Below are 21,271 nucleotides of genomic sequence, written 5' to 3'. Positions count from 1 at the left end.
TAAAAGATATTTTTATTTTTTAATTGCAGTATTTAATTCTTTCATTCCTTCAAAAACAAGCCGGGCGACTTCTATTGCTCCCTTAGTTTGAAAATGCGTGTTGTCTTTTTGACCTTCCGGGTAGGCTTCATATTTTCCGGCTGGTAAATTCATAAAGTAATTTTCAGCTGAAAAAGTTTCTCCTTTTTGGGTAAAAAAGTCCATTGATTTTCTATTTAAATCAATTAGCATCACATTTAATTCTTTCGCCACATCTTTTGCCGCCTGATCGTACAGTCCATGCACATTTTGCAATTTCCCATCTGCCCATGGATAATTTCTGGCTACCGGCGTTAAGATAATGGGTACAGCTCCTTTAGATCTGGTTTGGTTAACAAACAATCTTAAAAATTCTTTGTAGCCTTCTATTGGCACATATCTTTCAGTCATGGTTTCAGCGGCATCATTATGACCAAATTGCATCAGAACCAGATCATCTTTTTTAAGATTTTCATATACTGCACGCCATCTTCCTTCCTGAAAAAAGGTTCGCGTACTGCGTCCGCCTCTTGCTCTGTCATCTACAAAAGCACTATCGGTTTTAATAAGTTGATTCACTTTCTGTAAACTGTCTTTTACCAGGTATCGTTGAAAAACCTGTCCCCAACCCGTAACAGGATATCTGGTTTTCATATAATCTTTACCAGGCTCATAATTATTTGCATAATCCGCCATAGTGGAATCGCCAATTAAATAAACCACCGTCGTGTCGTTTTGCTTCACACTAAAAGCCATAATAACTATGCTAGCTATCGCGCAAAAAATTGGTACTAAAACTTTCATTTTCATGTTTATTTATTTAAAACTTTAGTTAAAAAATTATTCATATAATCGGTAGTTGAATTAATCCAGGGTTCAAACAGCCAAAATGTATGGAGCTGAATGTCAAATTTATGCACTTCATTATAAATTCCCCAATCTTTCATCATCCCCACTAACTCATCCTGTCCGGCATGAAATCTTGGAAAACCACTATTGACAAACAATATAGGACATGATTTTTCATTAGCCCAGAAAATAGGTGAAGCTTCTTTCCAAATTTCCGGTTTTTCATAAAAAGAACCTCCTAGCCATTGTACATCAGCCGATTCTGGTGTTCTGTTCAAATTAAGAGATCGTGGTGCCATAAAATCGACCACCCCATCCAAATCTATGATAGCCTGTATATCACTTGAAAAACCTGAATTTCCCTGATTTCCTTCCATTGCTTCCACTCCGTTTGTCAATCCAGTCAATAAAGCCAATTGTCCACCCGCTGAACAACCCGAAATAGCTATTTTATTCGAATCAATTCCGTATTTATCTGCATTGGCACGCGTCCATCGCACTGCCGATTTTATATTAAAAACCGCTGCGGGATATTTGGCTTCCTGCAACAATTGGTATTCTACACAGATGGTTACAATTCCTTTAGATGCCAGTTTTTGAGCCAAGGGTACTTGTAATATTTTATCACCGGCTTTCCAGCCTCCACCGTGAATCATAATCAATGCGGGATATTTTCCTTTTTTCTTTGGAGAAAAAACATCAAGATGTAAATCCCGGTCTCCAAAAGGAGTGTTTTTTAAGGTAGTATAGATTATATTTCTGTTTTCCTTTATATTTTCCGGCAAAGAATCCTTAGCAGGTTTTATCTGCGGAAATTTTTTCAGGTATTTTTTATACTCATTTTTTACGGTGAAAGTAGTGTCTTTTGGAATCTGAATTGGTTTCTGTTGCGCATTTGTATAAAAAGAAACGAAAAGAGTTCCTAAAAGTATATTTCGAAAAAACTGTTTCATTATAGTATTATTTTAATTATTAAAAACTTTAGTCAAAAAAACGTCTATATATTGAATTGTGGTATTAAACCAAGGCTTATACAAACAAATGAAATATTGAATTTACCATAGAAACAGCTAACTAAAAAGCGCTCAAATTGATAAACACTTTACTACAAATTAAACAAGAAAAAACCATATATCCAGAATTAATCAGTAATTCTTAGGTATATCGTAGCAGTTGTATCTAAAATTTCAATTTACTTATTCCAGCAACTTGTTTTCTTTTACGGTGAAATTAGAAATTATTATCTACGAATCACTATTACCATGTACCAACTATTTTGCTCTACACTATTTTAAAAACAATCATCAACCCTTTTAGTTTTCATGAATAGTTTCAACTAGAAAAGCTTTATAGAAATAAAGCTTTTTATACATTAACTAAAACCTAAAAATAATTGGATCTAAAAAATCAAAGGCAGATCATAAGATCTGCCTTTGACACCAAACTAACCAAAAGAAACAATTTAATACCCTGGATTTTGAGGATAATCCCCGCTATCCAAAGATATAACCGCTAATGGTATTGGGCGCAATATTTTTAATTGCCCACCAACACCTACAAATGGATTCGTACCTCCATCAAAAATTGTTTTAATATCTGGATTTCTTACCTTAGTATAATCCACTAATTTTCCTGTTCTTTTTAAATCAAGCCATCTAAATCCTTCTCCAGCTAATTCTCGTGCTCTTTCATCTAAAATAAAATCAAGATCAACACTAGAAACAACAGAAGCCCCAGCTCTTTGTCTTACTGTATTAACGCGGTCAATAGCATTTCCGGGATTATTAGATTGCAAATAAGCTTCTGCTGCAATAAGATAGGTTTCACCTAACCTAGCTATATAGATATCATGTGTATATTGAACAGAAGGTGTAGCCGTTTGAACCCTATCAAATTTCTTTAAAGCAGGAAAATCAACTTGATTTAAACCATCCCACCAATGTGGTCCAATTGGTGAAATAATTGTATTTGTTCTATTAACTGGATCTGCAGCTCTCCAATTTGGCACATCAGCAATTTGAGCAGCTGTGCGTGGATAATAAAATTCAACACTTGATGCTGCTGGATTTAAAATATATCCAGTATATGGAGCTGTTTTAATATTTAAAAAAGTTCCTTCAAATCGAGAATCATTATCTTCAAACAAAGTGAATAAATATTCTGTTGGGTGTAAAGCATTTTTCTTAATAACCCCATCATTTGACCCTTGAACTAATGGTCCCCAAGGATAATCCCAATTATGGGAAACTTCGCCAGAATTAGATTTATTATATTGTACAGACCATAAAATCTCTTCATTTTTATCATTTTTATACTTAAATAAATCTCCAAAAGGTAAATTAAGTGCTTGTCCGTTTATAGCAGCATCTGCCAACGTAGCAGCCATTTCAAAATCAGCAGTTCCTTTTCCATAAGCTTCATACCCCCTAGTTAAGTATACCTTAGCCAGAATATGCTGCGCAGCACGTTTAGTTACTCTTCCAAAATTTGTTTGTGTTACTGGTAGAACATCTATTGCCTGATTTAACTCGTCAATAATGAATTGATAGACCTCACTAGCTGGTTTTCTTTCAAAATGTGTAATGGGTTCGTTTACTAAATTTTGAACAATAGAAACATCCCCAAATTCTTGAACCAACAAGAAATAATAATAAGCTCGTAAAGTTTTTACCTCTGCTATTCTACTTTCTAATTCTGGAAAATCTTCTGTTTTAGCTGCATAATACAATGCCAAATTTGAAATCTGAATACTCTGATACAAGCTTCTAAACAACTTTTCTACATTAGCCTCTCCAGGAGTTAAAGTTTGATAAGAAGCTAATCCTAAAGGCACTTCAGCATGAGCTGCAAAAAACAAATCGGTACCTGCACAAAAAACATAAGGGGTAGGTTCATAAACATCGCGTAAAGTAGCATAAGTTGCATTTACAAGTCCTTCATAACCATCTTTTGTTCCATAAAAATTTTCAGCAGTTGTATTTCCTAAATTTTCTTCATCCAGATACCCTGAACAACTTACAATTAATAATCCTATAAGAATTGTATATATTTTTGATTTTAACTTCATCATAATCTTAAAATTTAATATTAACACCAAGTTGATAAATAGCATAAGCTGTATTTGACGCATCAACACCTGACATATCGGCTCCTGCCCATTCTGGATCAAAACCATCATATTTAGTAAATGTAAAAGGGTTCAATGCATTTACATACATTCGCATGCTTGACACCCCTACTTTAGACAATAACTTAGGCGTAAAATTATATCCTAAAGTTATATTTTGAATTCTTACAAAAGAGGCATCCTTATTAAATCCAGGGTAACCATATGATCCCGCATCTTCTCCCCAATATTGTCCCATATATGAAGCTTGTGGATACGTATTGGATTTTCTTGAAGGAGTTACAGGATTCTCTCTCACATAATATGGTACATCCAAAATTACTTTACTATTAAAATCAGTAAATTCTTTATGGAATGGACTAAACTGACAAACTCCTTGTTTAGTATAAACGGTAGCCGAAAGATCCCAATTTTTGTAGGTGAAAGTAGTTGAAAAAGTCCCAATCCAATCTGGATTTGGAGAACCTAACACTTTCATATCATGATCAATATCAATTTTACCATCGCCATTTAAATCTTTTACTCTAGCAGTTCCTTCAAGTGCTTGTTGATCTTCAGGAGCCAACTCATCTTTCTGCCATATCCCATCAAAAACCATTGCATAAACAACATTTACTGGCTGACCAATAAACCATCTATTAGGGATATCATCTTCTTTTTTTCCATATAAATCAACTATTTTGTTTTTATTTGAAGAAAAAATAAAGTTAGTTTCCCATTTAAAGTCTCCATTATCGATGTTTATCGTTTTCAATTGCAATTCAATACCTTTGTTACTAATTGAAGCCACATTATCAAACATAGATGTCCAACCAGTTGGTACAGCTAACTTTCTACTCAAAATTGTACCTTTTGACAATCGATCATAAAGATTAATTTCTCCTGTTATCCTGTTAGCAAAAAAACCAAAATCAGTTCCAAAATTCCATTCTCTTGTACGTTCCCATGTCAAATTAGTATTTGCTAATTCACTTGGTACAAAACCATTAGCTGTAGTTCCATCCCAATCATAATATTTTTGTTTGTTTAAAGATGACTGAGTTGAATAAGCCCCAATTGGGCCATACCCACCAGTATAACCGTAACTTAAGCGAACTTTTAAATTATCTATTTTAGAAAAATCTTTCAAAAATGATTCCTCGTTCATTTTCCAAGCAACAGCACCAGAAGGAAAAGAAGCCCACTTATTACCTTCGGCCAATCTGGAAGCTCCATCCCATCTCATAGTTCCGGTAACTAAATATCTCCCTTTATAAGAATAATTTACACGATTAGTATAGGATAAAATTGTGCTTTTACTATAGCCCGTTTCAGCATCACGTTGTGGAGCACTTTGAACATTATAAAAAGAAGAATTAAAAGGAACATCCCTACCATAGGAAAAAGATCTTTCCATACGATCAAAAGTTGCTGACTGAACAAAATCATAAGAAATATTATGATCTCCAAAATCCTTAGTATAATTTACTTGATTATCCCAAACATAAGAAAGCCTATTATTTGTCCAGAATCTAGCTATAGAAATAGATCTGGTTGCAAATCTGTCTTTATATTCACCATCCCTTTGGATTCTAGCATTTGGAGAAAATGTAGATTTAAAAGTTAAACTTTTAATAGGATTAAATTTTAAATAAAAATTAGAAATAATGTTAAACTGTTCAACATTCCATGCCGATTTACCATCTGCAAATGTATACGGACTAACATTACTTGATATCCCTAACATTGGAGATTGAATAACACTACCATCATCATTAAAAGAAGGCGCAAACGTAGGCATTCTAAATAATTGTTGTGTATAACCTTGTCTAGATACCAATTCTTGTTGAGAAAATGCTAAATTGATATTGGTTCCAATAGAAATTTTATCATTAACCTTAGCGTCAACACTCGCCTTAAAATTATATTTTTTATACGATTGCCCAACTGCATTCCCATTATCACCCTGATACCCAAAACCTACCACATAACTAACCATATCAGAACCTCCATTAGCAGAAATAAAATGATTTTGTTGTGTACTATTTTTTAAAAATGCTCCTAACCAATCGGTTCCATTTTTCTCAGCAAGATTTTTTTCCCAATAATTTTCCCCATTAACAATTACATTTGGAAAACCATATGTTGGCGAATTCACAATAGGCACTCCTTGAACTAAATCACGAGCTACCTGTCTGTCTTTTGCCCATAAAACACTTTCGTCATAGCTATTGAAAAAATCAGGCATATTAACCACTTTTCTCACACCTACATAACCTGAATAAATAATGGATGGTTTACGGTTTTTAGCACTTTCTCCTGATTTAGTTGTAACTATAACAACACCATTAGAACCACGAGAACCATAGATAGCCGTTGATGAAGCGTCTTTCAAAATATCAATTTGCTGAATGTCTTGCGGATTTAAAAAATCAATACTTTCTGTCACGATACCATCTACAACAAACAGCGGTTGCTGACCTGCAAAAGAATTTATCCCACGAATACTAATATCAAAACCAGCTCCAACAGAACCCGTTTTTTGTGAAATATTTACTCCTGCGGCATTAGCTTGTAAAGCCTGCATAGGACTAGTACCTCCCACCTTATTTATATCTTTATTACCTATAGAAACCACAGAACCTGTTAAATCACTTTTCTTAACCGTTCCATAACCTACAACTACTACTTCTTCTAGGTTTGCGGTTTCTGGAAGCAGTTGTAAATTAATATTTGATTGATTATTTATCTTTATTTCTTTGGTCCCATATCCAATAAATGATATGACCAAAACACTCTCTTTAGAGGGTACTTTTATGGTATAATTACCATCAAAATCAGTTTGTGTCCCTATTTGAGTCCCTTTAAGAAGAATACTTACTCCTGGAATAGGCTGATTGTTTTCATCTGTAATTGTACCTGAAACTTTTATTTCTTGAATTGCATTTTCTTTTACATCAGTACTCAAGATTTCTTTGATAATAATATTTTTATCAGCTGTTAGCTCAAAATTCAAATGACTTGATGCAACAATCTGATTCAATAATTTTGATACTTCAATAGAGCCTTTTTTTAATTGAATTTTTGGAGCATCATTAAATAAATCATTTGGGTAAATGAAACTGTAATTGGTTTGTTTTTGAATTATTTTAAAAACTTCTTTTACGGATACCAATTGATTTTGTTCAATAGATATTTTTACCTGCGAAAATGTAGTTTCAGTATTGAAACTAAAGACGGTTGTGCAGAAAAGGATTAAAAATGTTCTCATCATAATCAATAGAAGCCGATTTCCAAATTGGAAACCACAATTAATAGAATTAATTTTCATAATTTTGTTGGGTTAGTTGAACAATTGTTTAATTAATGTAGAAGGAGGGAAGTAGCTAGGACACCGCAAAATATCTAAACTACTACCCCTCTTTTTTTTTATTTGAGTATCAAAGTTTTATTTTTAAATTCATATTTATGTATAATTCCTGTATTTTTAATAGATCTTAAAATCTCATCAATATTTCTATCTTTGATTAAAACCCCATTAAACTTTTCTTTTTTGATGGATTCTTTTTCAAAAACAACATCTATATCATACCATCTTGATAACACTTTCATGATTTCGTCCAGTGGTTTATCATCAAAGCTAAAAACTCCCTCTTTCCAAGAGATTTCATTATAAACATCTACTTTAGCTATGTTTACTTTTTTAGTTTTTAAATCTAAATTAGCTCGCTCGTTTGGAACTAAGTTTTGTTTAAATTGATCCACTTGCATTTCTACTTTTCCTTCTACCAAGGTTGTATAAATGTTAGCATCATCTTTATATGCTTTAATATTAAATTCGGTTCCTACCACATGAATTTCCTGGTCTTTTTGGTAAACCGTAAAACCTGCTCCCTGATGAGCCGTACTTGGAGATACATCAAAGTAAGCTTCTCCATAGACCAATTCGACCCCTCTGGTTTTTCCTTCTACAAAATCAACAGGGAACTTTAACTTGGTCTCTGAATTCAACCAAACTTTTGTACCATCAGAAAGTGTTAATGCAAACTGCCCTCCTCTTGGAATGGTCAAATAATTATAAACCATAGCTTTAGAGCTTGAGTTAGATTTTGAATACTGCAATTCTTTACCGGTACTTTTTACATTATTACGATTATAGGCTTTGCCTTTTTCTAAAACAACAGTAGTTCCGTCTTCTAAAGTTAAAGTTGCTTTATCTGTACCTATTTCAACTTTATTAGAAACCCCATTAGTTATTGGAGCAACCACTTGTTGCTGTTCTTGAAATTGAAAAATAGTTGCAAATGTTACAAACAACACTACTGAAGCAGCAATAGCGTATTTAAAGAAAGGCTTTTTATATAATGGAATTACTTTGCTTGTAGTATTTTTATCAAAATCCAATTCTAATCGGATTTTTTTATACATTTTTTCTTTTACTTCATCTTTTGAGCCCAGGTGTTCAGGCCAATTCTCAATTTCTTGATTGTTTATAAAGAAGTACAATAGTTTATCTAACTCTTCTTTGGTTATAGAACCATCAAAAAGCTTAGCTACTAACTCAGTAAAATATGATTTGGAATTGAAACTCATTATCGTTTTTTAAATGCTTATATATACTAAGTCTCTAAAAAAACGATTCACACCTGCTCTATTTGTATTTTTTTTTACTTTTTTTTATACATTTCATTTTTTTATCTTAAAAAAAATAAAATAAAGTCAATACTCACGGCCACTCCAAGGGATTCTTTTATAATTTTCAAGGCTTTAGAAATATGTCCCTCAACAGTACGTTGGGAAATACCCAACTGCTCTGCAATTTCTTTATTAGACAACATATTTTCTCGGCTAAGCTTATAAACTTCTTTACATTTATCAGGTAAAGCATCAACAATCGAGTCTAAATACGAAAGCAATTCCTGATGCATTAACTTGGTTTCAGGATTTGAAGCTTCTATTTTATTTTCAAAACCCTCAAACAAACCTTCTTGAAGCATTTTTTTATTTTTATTAAAATGGTCGTAGACTTTGTAAACCGTACTGGTATATAAATAACTCTTCAAAGAAGCTTTAATCTGTAACTTTTCTCTTCTTTGCCATAACGAAATAAAAACTTCTTGAACTATATCTTCACACACAGACCTATCCTTTACAAGATTATAGGCCGCTAAAAACATAATTTCCCAATATTTATTATAGATAATTGTTAAGGCATCTTCCTCATTCCTTTGGAGGCGCTTAACAAGATCTACATCAATATCTTTATTTTCAAATGTCATTCAAAACACATTTTAAGAGTTACAGGGTCAAATCTAAAAATAAATAATTGAATTTTGAATATCTTAAAATTTTAACAGAATTATTTATTATTCAAATAAACTAAACCCTACAAAAAATATTCTTTTAAAAAAGCGATAATTAACACCGCCTTGCTTCAGCTCACTTTTCTGTTACTTATGGTCTATTTAAGAATATCAAATTCTTTCCAAATGATAATAAATAATATACTATTTTCGTAATCTTATACCTAAAATTTCAAAAAAATGACATACATACCAGCAGCAAATAGATATGACAACATGGAATATCGCAGATGTGGAAATTCAGGATTAAAACTCTCTGCTTTTTCATTAGGACTTTGGCACAACTTCGGCTATAATACTAATTTTGAAAACAGCCGCAACTTAATAAAAACGGCTTTTGACAATGGAATTACCCATTTTGATTTGGCTAATAATTATGGTCCGCCTCCAGGTTCAGCCGAGGAATGTTTGGGAAGAATTTTACAATTGGATTTTAAAAACTACCGCGACGAAATGATTATTTCATCAAAGGCAGGTTACACCATGTGGGACGGTCCTTATGGCGATTGGGGTTCTAAAAAATACTTGGTTTCCAGTTTAGACCAGAGTTTAAAAAGAATGGATTTGGATTATGTGGATATATTTTACCATCATAGACCCGACCCAGAAACTCCTTTGGAAGAAACTATGGCTGCTTTAAATCTAATTGTTCAGCAAGGAAAAGCTTTGTATGTAGGCATCTCCAATTACCGTCCAGCGGAAGCTGCAAAAGCCTTTCAGTTGTTAAAAGAAATGGGAACGCCTTGCCTGATTCACCAACCCAAATATTCGATGTTTGAGCGCTGGGTAGAAGACGGACTTTTGGATCTATTAGGAAAAGAGCAGGTAGGCTGTATTCCGTTTTCTCCTTTGGCACAAGGATTATTAACTGATAAATATTTGAACGGAATCCCTGCCGATTCGAGAGTCGCCACCAGCGGACAATTCCTAAAAGAAGAACACATTACTCCTGGAAGACTAGAAAAAATCATTGCTCTGAACAACATTGCCAAAGAAAGAGGACAAAAATTAGCCCAAATGGCATTGGCTTGGATTTTACGTGATGAACGAATTACTTCGGTACTCATTGGTTCCAGCAAACCAGAACAAATAATAGATTCTATCAAAGCTTTAGAAAACACTAATTTCAGTTCGGAAGAGTTAAACAGAATCAACTTAATCTTAAAATAAATACTCCATAAAATACACAGCAAATAAGTTGTCAAGGTAGTGGCATTGCCATAGTTAAAACGGCAAAAAACAATTATAACATTAAAATAACAGCGTTTATTGAAGGTTTAGCTGAAGGGTTTGTTGCTGTTGCAATTGTTTCTGAAAAGAAATAGCATAATATTCTAAATTACACTCTAAAAAGTACAGTTTATTCTGTACTTTTTTTCTAATTACAAGATCAATAAATCTATCATATTTAATTTTAGGACGGGTCAGGAGTATGTATGGAGTATGTATGGAGTATGTATGGAGTATGTATGGAGTATGTATGGGGTATGTATGGAGTATCCCTCCCTTAGGAGTAACTAAAAAAATGTCGGTTTTTAAATACATTCTATTTTAAAATTATCTTTTTTTCTTATTGAAATTGAAATCTCTTATCTTTAAGTCACCAAATCAATTGGATATGAACTGGACAGCCAAACCGATACAACACAAGGGAGAAAATAGAATTGCCGTTTATTTTGAAAAAAATGCCGACTTGATTGCACGCATCAAGAAAATTGATGGAGCCAGATGGAGCCAACAAAAAATGACTTGGCATATTCCCGACACTGAGGAAAACAGAGTACGGTTTAAAATAACTCCTTTATCACATACCATTCCTTCGGAAGAAGCGCAAATACAAATGGAAAAATTCAAGCAATGGATGTGTTCTAAACGTTATAGCGAAAGCACCATTACTACCTATTGCGAAGCTCTAAAATCCTTTCTGGTATTTTATCGAGACAAATCCATAGTCGATATTACAAATCAAGATGTAATTATTTATAATAATGAATATATTTTGAAAAAAAATCTTTCTTCTTCTTATCAGAATCAAATTGTTAATGCTATAAAGTTATTTTTTAAAATCGTTCTTCATTCGAAAATGATAATTGTAGAATTGCAACGACCTAAAAACGCAAAAAAATTACCTATGGTTTTGAGCAAAGAAGAAACCTTTAAGCTCATTGATGTAACAACCAATTTAAAACACAAAACATTATTAGCCCTAATTTACTCAGCCGGTCTCCGAATCAGCGAAGCAATAAACATGAAAATAACAGATATCGATAATCAGAGAATGTTAATTCATGTAAAAAATGCCAAAGGTAAAAAAGACCGCTACACACTATTATCAACTAAAGTATCCGAATTATTAAAAGAATATTACGCAGTCTATAAACCTAAAACTTTCATTTTTGAAGGACAAAATAATGAACAATACAGTAGTAGAAGCGCGCAATCAATATTACAGCAAGCTGCAAAAAATGCAAGCATTTCAAAAAAAATTAGCTTACATACTTTACGCCATAGTTTTGCTACCCATTTATTAGAATCGGGTACCGATTTACGCTACATACAAGATTTATTAGGACACAGCAGCCCTAAGACTACCATGATTTACACTCATGTAAGTAGCACCTCATTAAAAAACATTACGAATCCTTTTGATATGTAAGAAATAATTCTATTTTTGTATAACGCATTAAAAATATAATGCGCAATAATAATAACAAAAACATGCGCATAACATGCCAATAAAGGATATAACTAGTCCAATTTATGCGTATATAAACTAGTTGTAGGCAATTTTACCAAACTATACTAAAATTTATATATAATGAAAATAAGTCGTCTAGGTGTAAATAATCAAGCAAGATATTTTTTCGATATACATGACAAATTAATGCAGTGGGATTACGAACCTCTTAGCGGTAAAGGATTAGTAGCTCGTTTTTCAGGCAGTGATGCTTATGCCCATATTGAATTAACAATCTCAAGGGCAACAAATGGTCAAAGTGAAATAGTTTGGAATATAGATGATAGTAAAATACCAAATAATTTTGGTCATAAACCATATATTGAAGAAGTACTAAGTTTTTTTACTTCATATTTATCAGGAATCAAAGGGAAAAATATTGATTTAAATTTTGAAATTAATAACATTAGCTTTCATATTGTCGACACAAAAGCCAGACATTTTTTTGAAGTTACTATGAAGGCTATAATCAGTTGTTTTGATTTAAATATTTTCCCTTATAATGAAATTCTTGTGGAAAGAATAAGTAAACAAACTATTGAACACAGAAAAGAAAATAAAATGTATATTCTTAGAAGTGAAATTATAAAATCATTACAAAATGATAAGATCACAGAAAGATTTTCAAAAATACTGAACAAAGAAAATGTTGAACTAAAAATGCTAAACGGTATTCATTTTAATAGTTATATTAGAGAACTTTTTGATGTTCGAAAAATATTATTCGCTGAAAATGATATCAAATTTCTTCAAGACCATAACGCGATAGATTATTACGAGCGTCTTACTGATATTGGGAAAGCTCATATCGCAAAAAGTCTAAATGACTATTACGATTTAAATTATCATTTCGACATACAAAAGCAAGATTTTATGTAGAATAAAAAAAACTGCCTACAACAGGCGTTTGGCAAGATTGCGAATTTTGTAGTAAATTCACGTTCATTTTTCGCAAGAAATTTTATCTTTAACAGAAAATAATCAGTTCCGAAGTTCGCAACCTCGCCAAGCGCCGGAACGTCAGGCTGTGAAAAAACCTCGTTTTTTCTTTAAAATCTCCCAATTTTCATAATCTACAACCCAAATAAAGCCTTTTTAGAAGGCTGTTTTTTTTAGGCTGCAAATGGAGTTTGACTATCAATCAAGTCTGATTTTAGCTTTAAATAAGTCGTTTTTATAAAAACAAAACCATTTGTTGGGTATTTGGCATTCCAACTCTTGATTTTGGCTATCAAATCAGGAATGCCCAGAATATTAATACTGCGTTTAATATTATACACCAGCATTATCAGGCTGTGCTCTCCGTTTACTTTTTCCAGTCCTATTAAATTGGTATGGTTGTATCCCCATTGCCTTTTAATGGTACCAAAAATGTGTTCGTTGATCTCCTGCCTTTTGCGGTATAATTGTTGGTTTTCCTGATAGCGCTTGTTGTTTTCTTCCACTGCATCAGCATACTGGCTGCGGTCAATTTCCCTACCGCCTTTTCTACTGGTGCAGAGATGCTTTACCGGACATTCCTTGCAGGCTGGGGTTCGGTATTTTTTAAATTGATAACCGCTGTTTTCGGTTCGGCCTGTTTTTTTATGCCAACTTCCCGTAGTTTTCAAGATTTCGCCTTGAGGACAGGTGTAAGTGTCGTCCTCTTTGTTGTAATGGAACTTTGATACCAAATACTCGGGTTGTGTGCCGTTTTCGTTGCTCTTGCCTTGTTCCTGATGGGCTACAATGGTGGTGATGTTTTGCGCTTTACATTGAGTAATTTCTCGTCCGTTATGATAACCTTTGTCTACCAAGGCGGTGTAGGTATCTATCTCCAAATTTTCTTTTGCCTCAATAGCTATAGCCGACAAAGCATTGCGATCATTGCGATTGATCGTGTGAGTAGCCACTACTAAATTATGCTTATCATCTACAGCTGCTTGAATATTGTAACTTACTTCAACTACCTGACCTTGTACCAGTAAAGCTCTGGCATCTTCATCAGTAGTACTTATCTGTGGTTCGCCACTTTCTCTTAGCTTTTCTTCCAGGAGTTCGTAGCGGATTTTATTGGTTTTTAATCGTTCTATTTTTTCTTGGATTTTGTTAATACTAACACTAGAATCGTTTTGATCGTTTTGTGCTAACTCGCTTAAATACTCTTGTGTCTTTTCTTCAATATAAGCCAAATGTTGGTCGATTTTCTTTTGACTGAAATTGGCTTTTTTACTGTTGTGGGCACGACTCTTTGTACCATCGATGGCAATGGTTTCTCCTGCAATCAAATCGGCATCTTTAAGGAAAGAAACAAAGAGTTTGAACAACTTTTTTAATCCTGATGGATTCTGCTTCCTAAAATCGGATATGCTGTGGTAATTCGGTACAATACCACACAATAACCATTGCAACTCTATATTACGAACGCATTCTTTTTCGAGTTTTCGCGAACTTCTGATTCCGTTCAAATAGCCATATAAATAGATTTTAAGGAATACTTTGATATCGAAGCTAGGACGACCTTCGCTTTTTATTGTTTTTGCTATAAAACCTAGCTTTTCAAGTGAAATATTATCTACAAAGGCTTCGATAAAACGAATGGGATTGTCCGAAGCTATTTTGTCTTCAAGACTGCTGATTTGTAACTGTTGGCGGGAGATTCCTGAAATGTGTTGCATCTTTAAATATACAACTTTTCTTCTTTTTATAAATTCTTTTACCTACTTTTGAATAACAACAAACGGAAGTTTTTTCACAGACTGACGTTAGCAGAAAGCTTGAAAAAACGAAATGTCAATAATTACAGAATATGAAAAAGAATATTTTAATCATAGTTATTTTATTAATACAAAACTTTGTAAGCGCTCACACTTGTGAAAATGAAACTGTAAAATGCCCAATAGATGGGAAGAAAGTTACTTTTTGCGTTACAATGAGTATGTCAACTTTTGGATCTTACAAAGATTTCCAACAACAAGGAGCAGTTGGAAGCCATTATGAAGAGTTAATAAATTCTTGCCCTAAATGTCATTTTTCAGGCTACGTTGATGATTTCAAAGTTAAATTAGGCAATGAAGAGAAAAATAAAATAAATGAGTATTTAGTGAAATTCAATGGACAAAAAATTGGAGAAGCAGAACAATCTCTTATTGCAGCTGGAATCAAAGAGATTCAAAAAAAAACCAATAAAGAAATAGCTTTTTGCTATATAAATGGTTCTTATCTCCTACGTGAAAGTTTAAAGCAGGATGATTTAAGAAAAGAGCTGCAATTAAAAGCCAAAGAATATTTAATTTTGGCTCTTGCAAATAATGAATATGAAGACAAAACAGTGATTGCCAATATAAATTATTTGATTGCAGAAATGAACAGAAGAATCAGCAACTTTGAAGAAGCTATAAAATATTACGATATAGCTATCACCGACGAGAATAAAAAAGAATGGGTTGAAGAAGTAGCAAAAGAACAAAAAGAACTTGCATTGAAGAAAGACAATAACAATAAAATATAAAAGCCTTCTGCTAACAGTGGTTTTGCGAAATTTGGGCTTTAAGGCTTAATTAAAGTTGGTTTTGTATTTGTAAACTTTATCTTAAAATAATACATTTGGGCTAACCATTCCCCAAACTTCGCAAAGCCACGGGACGTTATCTGTAATTTTTTGACAATGAACATATTTAAGAAACTTTTTGGTAATTCAGAAACACCGAAAAATAAAAATTCTGAAGAAAAAACATCTATTGATAATAGCAACTTTGAAAGAACTGATGAAGAATTAAATTCATTATCTGAATCTGATCAAGCTTTATTTAAAAAAATGCTTGGCAAAATTTCGAACGTTTCCAATACACCCGATTCTTTTAAGGAAGAATTGTATGATTCGCTAAATAGATATTACTCAAGTCCCGAACTAAAGATTAAACTAAATCTTACAGATGATTCTGGGAAAATTTATTCTGAGCACGAAGCGTTTGATTCAACGTATAGTGAATGGAAGCAAATTAGCACAATTCAGGATAGGAGATCGGTTTTATTTGAACTTTGGGATCAAACAGATTTTTATAAATTGCAAAAGTGGCAAATCATTGAGCGATTCGTAAAAGACAGGAATGCACTTAGCGCAAATAAATTTGAGAAACACAACATTTCTCAGGATGATTTTCAGGATATCCGATTGATTGTATCATTGTCTAAACTTTACCGTGTTTTTGACTCAATTCCAAATGCTTTACATTATGCAAAAGGTGCATTTCAATTGCGTCCAGATTTAGACATTGTCAGAATCGAATATGCCAATGTCTTACATTTAGGTGATTCAAATGAAGACAAAGAATTGGCCCATAAATTAATTACAGAAATTATCGAAAATAAAATTAAAGCAGAACAAAGCGATACATTTAACTTCTTTAATCATTTCATGTTTTCTGTTGATTATATTGATTCATCAATTTTTGCGGCCAGCTTTCTTAATGCTGAGAATTGTGATAAGGAAACATGGGAGAAATTAGCTGAAGAATATTATTGGTGCCCAGTTTTCAGATTTGAACACGCTGTATTCTTAAATAAAAATGGTGATAGTATAGAAGCTTTTGCCAAACTAAACTCATTAGCCGACGAGTTTCCTTGGTTCAAATCCGGAGTAGTAGCAAATGTAAACGCAATAAATGATTTTAGAATAAAAAATAATAATCCCCTGTTTATGGAGGAAGAAATGAGGAAAATGGATTTATATAGGTCAAAGTGGAAAAATTAAAACTACAGATAACAGCGGTTTTGCGCAACTGCTATTTCAGTTGTAAAAGTTCGTTTTTATTTTCATAACTTCGTTCAGTCCAGCCGAGCGAACTCAGTTTCAATTTCCGCAGCTGTCGCAAAGCCACAGGACGTCAGGCTGTGAAAAAACCTCGTTTTTTCTTTAAAATCTCCCCATTTTCATAATCTACAACCCAAATAAAGCCTTTTTAGAAGGCTGTTTTTTTAGGCAGCAAATTGAGTTTGACTATCAATCAAGTCTGATTTTAGCTTTAAATAAGCCATTTTTATAAAAACAAAACCATTTGTTGGGTATTTGGCATTCCAACTCTTGATTTTGGCTATCAAATCAGGAACGCCCAAGATATTAATACTGCGTTTGATGTTATACACCAGCATAATCAAACTATGTTCGCCGTTTACTTTTTCCAGTCCTATTAATTGCAATTCAATATTACGAAAGCATTCTTTTTCCAGCTTTCGCGAACTTCTTATTCCGTTTAAATAGCCGTATAAATAAATTTTCAAAAAAACTTTGTTATCAAAACTAGGACGACCTTCGGTTTTTACATCCTTGACTGTAAAACCTAGCTTTTCAAGTGAAATATTTTCAACAAAGGCTTCAATAAAACGAACGGGATTATCGAGAAAAATTCTGTCTTCTAGACTGCTGATTTGTAACTGTTGGCGGGAGATTCCTGAAATGTGTTGCATTCTTAAAAATACGAAAAATCTGCTTTTTCATAAAACTATTTTATATATTTGTTTGAAACAAAAACGGAAGTTTTTTCACAGACTGACTTTAGTGGCAAGTACAATAAAAATCGGAGAATTAAATAACATAATAATGATGAATTTTTTTAAAAGAATTTTTGGCGATAAAAAACAAAATCAAACTACTGAAAGTCAAACCTTCAAAATTCAAAGTACTGAAATTCAAAATCTTGAAATTCCAACTCCTGAAATTCCAACTCCTGAAATAAAACCTTCTGAAATTGAAAATCAAGAGAATCAAACTTTAAAAAATATCTATGAAAAATCTGTAGATATTTTTTTTGATAATTTTCGCAACCCTGACTTAATTAAAGAACAGATTTATGAATTAACTAAAAGTTATGAGGATAGTAATTTGATATACTTGTTTATTCCTCATTTTTTCTGTCGACTTTTTATTCCAGAAGTAAAATATACAAATTATTATGTTTTTGAAAATATTGACAAAACCAAAACGGAAATAAAATTTAGTGACTCAAAAATTTTATCAGAACTCTTTGATTCAATCCAATTAAATTGGGACAATTATTTAGAAAGAGACCTAATGAAAATTTTAGTTCAAAGTGGTGATTTTCGGGCTATAAACGAAATGCTCCATAAAGGATCGAAAGTTGAAGGATTAAAGGCATTACCTCCAACTGTTGCTTTGCCTCAGTCTTCTGAAAATATTAATTCCGAAGATGAAAGTGAAACAACAAAAATTTTAGAATTAATGTTTCAAAAAGCTATAAAAAAAATAAATTATAGCGAATTTCAAAACTACTTTATAATCGAAGGAAAAGATTACTCAAAAATATTCTTTAATTTGATATTTACCCGTTTAGTTCTTGAAATTCCAAAAGAAGATATTGTTATGGATATTTATTTAAAATTAGAACAAATTGAAGTTAAATATCCTTTTTGGGAAATTGATAAAATTATTGTTGGCAATAAAAAAGAAGAATTAAATGATGAAATTCTACTGTATCGAGAAATTCTGCATATGCAAAATAATGGAGCAGATTTTGAAAATATAGTTGAAACAATTAACACCAGCCACTAACAGCTAGAGTTTCGTTGGGTTCGCAGAGCCAACAATAAAACTCGTGTTGAACGGAACCGCTAAGATTCCTTCACTATGGGGTTTTCGATAAATGAGTTAGAAGAATTTCAAGAGGCTATCGAGCCTCTTTTTTTATACTTGTTTATCCGGGATTACTACTTGTCAAATTGGGATTAACTGACCTTATGATAAAAGAGTAATTTTATTTACTATCTATATTTGAAGTATGGAATGGTATGAGATTTTAGGTTTTGTTGTTGCTTGGTTTTTAGGGCTTTATTTGAGAGGGAAGATTTATGAGCATAAGAATGGGTATAAAGGAAATGATAGTTGGAGAAATAGGAAGGAATAGATGCTTCGGCATCTTTTTTTGTTTATGAACTTGTCAATTCAGGATGATTTGTAAGAAAAAATAAATATATTTGATAATTAATAAAGTCTGACAGCTGTCAGGCCTATCTACCTAAAATTGGAGTGATAGGCCTGCTTTTATCAGACCTATATACTAGTTATATGACATAGCCTCAAATGACAGCTTTGAAATTTGATTAAATAAAAATTGAAATGGATTTAGAAATTTTAAAAAAGTATAGTATCAAATTCGAGAATTCAACCGAGTTTGGAAAACTGATGTTTTCTCCTAATTTAATTCTAAACCAATTTGCTGTCGACACAATTACTCAGTATGATATAATTGATACAATTGAAGCATTAAATTCAGTTTTAAAAAGAGACGTTTTAAATTTATCCTTTTCAACAGATTCTTTTGTAACGTTGGATGTGGAAAAAGAAATTACCAAATTTTATGATCATCCAGAATTCATTAAAAATAATAATGTTCTTTTTTCTTTGCCAACAAATGACTTAAAAGAAATTATATTGTCTTGGAAAGAATATTTAGAACTAGACTAATTGCTACGTCATATAACACACGCTACAAGCAATTTGGGGATTTGGCTTAATTTGAAATTGGTTTTGTATTTGGGATGATTTGCTTCGCCTGTTCGCTACCGCTCGGGTGGCAAATCCGAAAAATAACGCTGATTTAGTCCCAAACTGCTTGTAGCGCGAGAACGTCAGGCTGTGAAAAAACCTCGTTTTTTCTTTAAAACCTCCCAATTTTTCATAATCTACAACCCAAATATAGCCTTTTTAGAAGGCTGTTTTTTTTAGGCTGCAAATGGAGTTTGACTATCAATGAAGTCTAATTTTAGCTTTAAATAAGTCGTTTTTATAAAAACAAAACCATTTGTTGGGTATTTGGCATTCCAACTCTTGATTTTGCCTATTAAATCAGGCACGCCCAAGATATTAATACTGCGTTTGATGTTATACACCAGCATAATCAGGCTGTGCTCTCCGTTTACTTTTTCCAGTCCTATTAATTGCAATTCAATATTACGAAAGCATTCTTTTTCCAGCTTTCGCGAACTTCTTATTCCGTTTAAATAGCCATATAAATAGATTTTAAGGAATACTTTGATATCGTAGCTAGGACGACCTTCGGTTTTTACATCCTTGACTGTAAAACCTAACTTTTTAAGTGAAATATTATCTACAAAGGCTTCAATAAAACGAACGGGATTGTCTAAACTAATCTTGTCTTCAAGACTGATAATTTGTAACTGTTGGCGGGAAATTCCCGAAATGTGTTCCATTCTTAAAAATACGAAAAATCTGCTTTTTCATAAAACTATTTTATATATTTGTTTGAAACAAAAACGGAAGTTTTTTCACAGACTGACGTTATAGCCAATTTTATGAACGACACAGTTAACGACTTTAAAGTAACCGACAGGCAAACTTTCATTAAGTTCCTTGACTTATTACGTAAGGACTTTTTGGACAATCCTGAAAATTGGGAAAACAAAACTTTGCCTGACTTTTTGGAAGCGTTAAGTGCATACACAAAAGACGTTCAAGGTTATTACGACAATATGAAACTTGATATTAAAGCAGACAAACCAGACTGGTCGACTTTTGCTGACATTTTTAAAGGAGCAAAGATTTATGAATAACGAATATCCGAACCCTTGGAACTTTTCAAATATTGACAAGAACCTATTATCACCAAATGGAAAATATAAAATTGAATTTGGAGAACTATATGAAATTGCAATGGGAGCACCAATTGGTGGAGAATGTTATTTAATTTATGATGGCAAGAAACTTAAACTAAACGATTGGTGTGGCGGACCAATTATTTGGAACGAAACAAATGAAAAAATTGCATTGCCAATTTGGACAAAACAAAGAAATCAAAAAATTGCTATCGTTGATTTGGCTAATTTGACAATTACGACATTTAAAAAGGAGTTTCGAGTTCTGCACTTTAATAAATTTCTTGATAACAATTTATTTGGCATTGACAGTCCGATTTATATGACAGCAACATTAAACTTTGACATTAACAAGGAAGAAATAGAAGCAATTAAACAATTGAAATAAAAACTGGCTATAACAGCAGTTTGGCAAAATGGCGGGTTCAGTACTAAATTGAACATTCGGTTTTCAAATGAAGTTTAGTACTAAATTGAAAGTTAGTGCTTCTAAATCCGCCACTTCGCCAAGCTGCAAAACGTCAGGCTGTGAAAAAACCTCTTTTTTTCTTTAAAACCTCCCAATTTTCATAATCTACAACCCAAATAAAG

18 protein-coding genes are annotated in these 21,271 nt (G+C 32.5%); 9 read left to right on the top strand and 9 right to left on the bottom strand.

Annotated features, from left to right (window positions below; genetic code table 11):
- Nucleotides 1–12 precede the first annotated feature (12 nt).
- The 6 genes from AC4FRF_RS11375 to AC4FRF_RS11350 form a co-directional block, all read right to left on the bottom strand.
- Nucleotides 13–822 (bottom strand): rhamnogalacturonan acetylesterase, encoded by an 810-nt coding sequence (locus AC4FRF_RS11375; protein ID WP_491159683.1) that lies wholly within the window; start codon nucleotides 820–822, stop codon nucleotides 13–15.
- Nucleotides 823–830: 8 nt separating this feature from the next.
- Nucleotides 831–1,820 carry an alpha/beta hydrolase fold domain-containing protein gene (locus AC4FRF_RS11370; RefSeq protein ID WP_491159682.1) on the bottom strand — a complete coding sequence of 330 codons (990 nt, stop codon included), beginning with the start codon at nucleotides 1,818–1,820 and terminating at the stop codon, nucleotides 831–833.
- A 509-nt stretch (nucleotides 1,821–2,329) separates the two neighbouring features.
- Nucleotides 2,330–3,937 carry a RagB/SusD family nutrient uptake outer membrane protein gene (locus AC4FRF_RS11365; RefSeq protein WP_491159681.1) on the bottom strand — a complete coding sequence of 536 codons (1,608 nt, stop codon included), beginning with the start codon at nucleotides 3,935–3,937 and terminating at the stop codon, nucleotides 2,330–2,332.
- A 4-nt stretch (nucleotides 3,938–3,941) separates the two neighbouring features.
- Entirely contained in the window at nucleotides 3,942–7,304 is a 3,363-nt protein-coding gene (locus AC4FRF_RS11360; RefSeq protein ID WP_491159680.1) for a SusC/RagA family TonB-linked outer membrane protein, read from the bottom strand.
- A gap of 98 nt (nucleotides 7,305–7,402) precedes the next feature.
- Nucleotides 7,403–8,566, bottom strand: coding sequence for a FecR family protein (locus tag AC4FRF_RS11355; RefSeq protein ID WP_491159679.1), 1,164 nt, complete (start codon nucleotides 8,564–8,566; stop codon nucleotides 7,403–7,405).
- 101 nt (nucleotides 8,567–8,667) lie between these two features.
- On the bottom strand, nucleotides 8,668–9,252 hold the full coding sequence (locus AC4FRF_RS11350; RefSeq protein WP_491159678.1) for an RNA polymerase sigma factor: 585 nt from the start codon (nucleotides 9,250–9,252) through the stop codon (nucleotides 8,668–8,670).
- A gap of 264 nt (nucleotides 9,253–9,516) precedes the next feature.
- On the opposite strand from AC4FRF_RS11350, the gene mgrA reads away from it, so the two are divergent.
- The 3 genes from mgrA to AC4FRF_RS11335 all read left to right on the top strand — a co-directional run bounded on the left by mgrA (nucleotide 9,517) and on the right by AC4FRF_RS11335 (nucleotide 12,952).
- Complete coding sequence (gene mgrA, locus AC4FRF_RS11345; protein ID WP_491159677.1) at nucleotides 9,517–10,506, top strand: L-glyceraldehyde 3-phosphate reductase; 990 nt, start codon at nucleotides 9,517–9,519, stop codon at nucleotides 10,504–10,506.
- Nucleotides 10,507–10,954: 448 nt separating this feature from the next.
- On the top strand, nucleotides 10,955–11,992 hold the full coding sequence (locus AC4FRF_RS11340; RefSeq protein ID WP_491159676.1) for a tyrosine-type recombinase/integrase: 1,038 nt from the start codon (nucleotides 10,955–10,957) through the stop codon (nucleotides 11,990–11,992).
- A gap of 162 nt (nucleotides 11,993–12,154) precedes the next feature.
- Nucleotides 12,155–12,952, top strand: coding sequence for a hypothetical protein (locus tag AC4FRF_RS11335; RefSeq protein WP_491159675.1), 798 nt, complete (start codon nucleotides 12,155–12,157; stop codon nucleotides 12,950–12,952).
- Nucleotides 12,953–13,185: 233 nt separating this feature from the next.
- On the opposite strand, the gene AC4FRF_RS11330 is transcribed toward AC4FRF_RS11335, so the two are convergent.
- Nucleotides 13,186–14,730, bottom strand: coding sequence for an IS1182 family transposase (locus AC4FRF_RS11330; protein WP_491159674.1), 1,545 nt, complete (start codon nucleotides 14,728–14,730; stop codon nucleotides 13,186–13,188).
- Between the two features lie 131 nt (nucleotides 14,731–14,861).
- Here AC4FRF_RS11330 and AC4FRF_RS11325 point away from each other — a divergent pair, with 131 nt between their 5' ends.
- On the top strand, nucleotides 14,862–15,563 hold the full coding sequence (locus tag AC4FRF_RS11325; RefSeq protein WP_491159673.1) for a DUF2225 domain-containing protein: 702 nt from the start codon (nucleotides 14,862–14,864) through the stop codon (nucleotides 15,561–15,563).
- A 156-nt stretch (nucleotides 15,564–15,719) separates the two neighbouring features.
- Entirely contained in the window at nucleotides 15,720–16,805 is a 1,086-nt protein-coding gene (locus AC4FRF_RS11320; RefSeq protein ID WP_491159672.1) for a hypothetical protein, read from the top strand.
- A gap of 224 nt (nucleotides 16,806–17,029) precedes the next feature.
- Here AC4FRF_RS11320 and AC4FRF_RS11315 read toward each other — a convergent pair whose 3' ends face one another.
- Nucleotides 17,030–17,518, bottom strand: a complete 489-nt coding sequence (locus AC4FRF_RS11315) for a transposase (protein WP_491159671.1) — start codon at nucleotides 17,516–17,518, stop codon at nucleotides 17,030–17,032.
- Nucleotides 17,519–17,651: 133 nt separating this feature from the next.
- Here AC4FRF_RS11315 and AC4FRF_RS11310 point away from each other — a divergent pair, with 133 nt between their 5' ends.
- Both AC4FRF_RS11310 and AC4FRF_RS11305 read left to right on the top strand, forming a co-directional pair.
- Complete coding sequence (locus AC4FRF_RS11310) at nucleotides 17,652–18,620, top strand: hypothetical protein (protein WP_491159670.1); 969 nt, start codon at nucleotides 17,652–17,654, stop codon at nucleotides 18,618–18,620.
- A 564-nt stretch (nucleotides 18,621–19,184) separates the two neighbouring features.
- Complete coding sequence (locus tag AC4FRF_RS11305; protein WP_491159669.1) at nucleotides 19,185–19,532, top strand: hypothetical protein; 348 nt, start codon at nucleotides 19,185–19,187, stop codon at nucleotides 19,530–19,532.
- Nucleotides 19,533–19,789: 257 nt separating this feature from the next.
- Here AC4FRF_RS11305 and AC4FRF_RS11300 read toward each other — a convergent pair whose 3' ends face one another.
- Nucleotides 19,790–20,278, bottom strand: a complete 489-nt coding sequence (locus AC4FRF_RS11300; protein ID WP_491159668.1) for a transposase — start codon at nucleotides 20,276–20,278, stop codon at nucleotides 19,790–19,792.
- Nucleotides 20,279–20,380: 102 nt separating this feature from the next.
- On the opposite strand from AC4FRF_RS11300, the gene AC4FRF_RS11295 reads away from it, so the two are divergent.
- Entirely contained in the window at nucleotides 20,381–20,638 is a 258-nt protein-coding gene (locus AC4FRF_RS11295; RefSeq protein ID WP_194096790.1) for a DUF7660 family protein, read from the top strand.
- Nucleotides 20,631–21,068: a hypothetical protein gene (locus AC4FRF_RS11290; RefSeq protein WP_491159667.1), complete on the top strand. Its 438-nt coding sequence runs from the start codon at nucleotides 20,631–20,633 to the stop codon at nucleotides 21,066–21,068. Before AC4FRF_RS11295 ends, AC4FRF_RS11290 begins: the two co-directional genes overlap by 8 nt.
- Nucleotides 21,069–21,271: the final 203 nt, after the last annotated feature.

The sequence above is a fragment of the Flavobacterium sp. ST-158 genome, from assembly GCF_058309975.1.
Note: the sequence above shows the minus strand (reverse complement) of the source record. Positions and strands in the feature narration are given on the sequence as shown.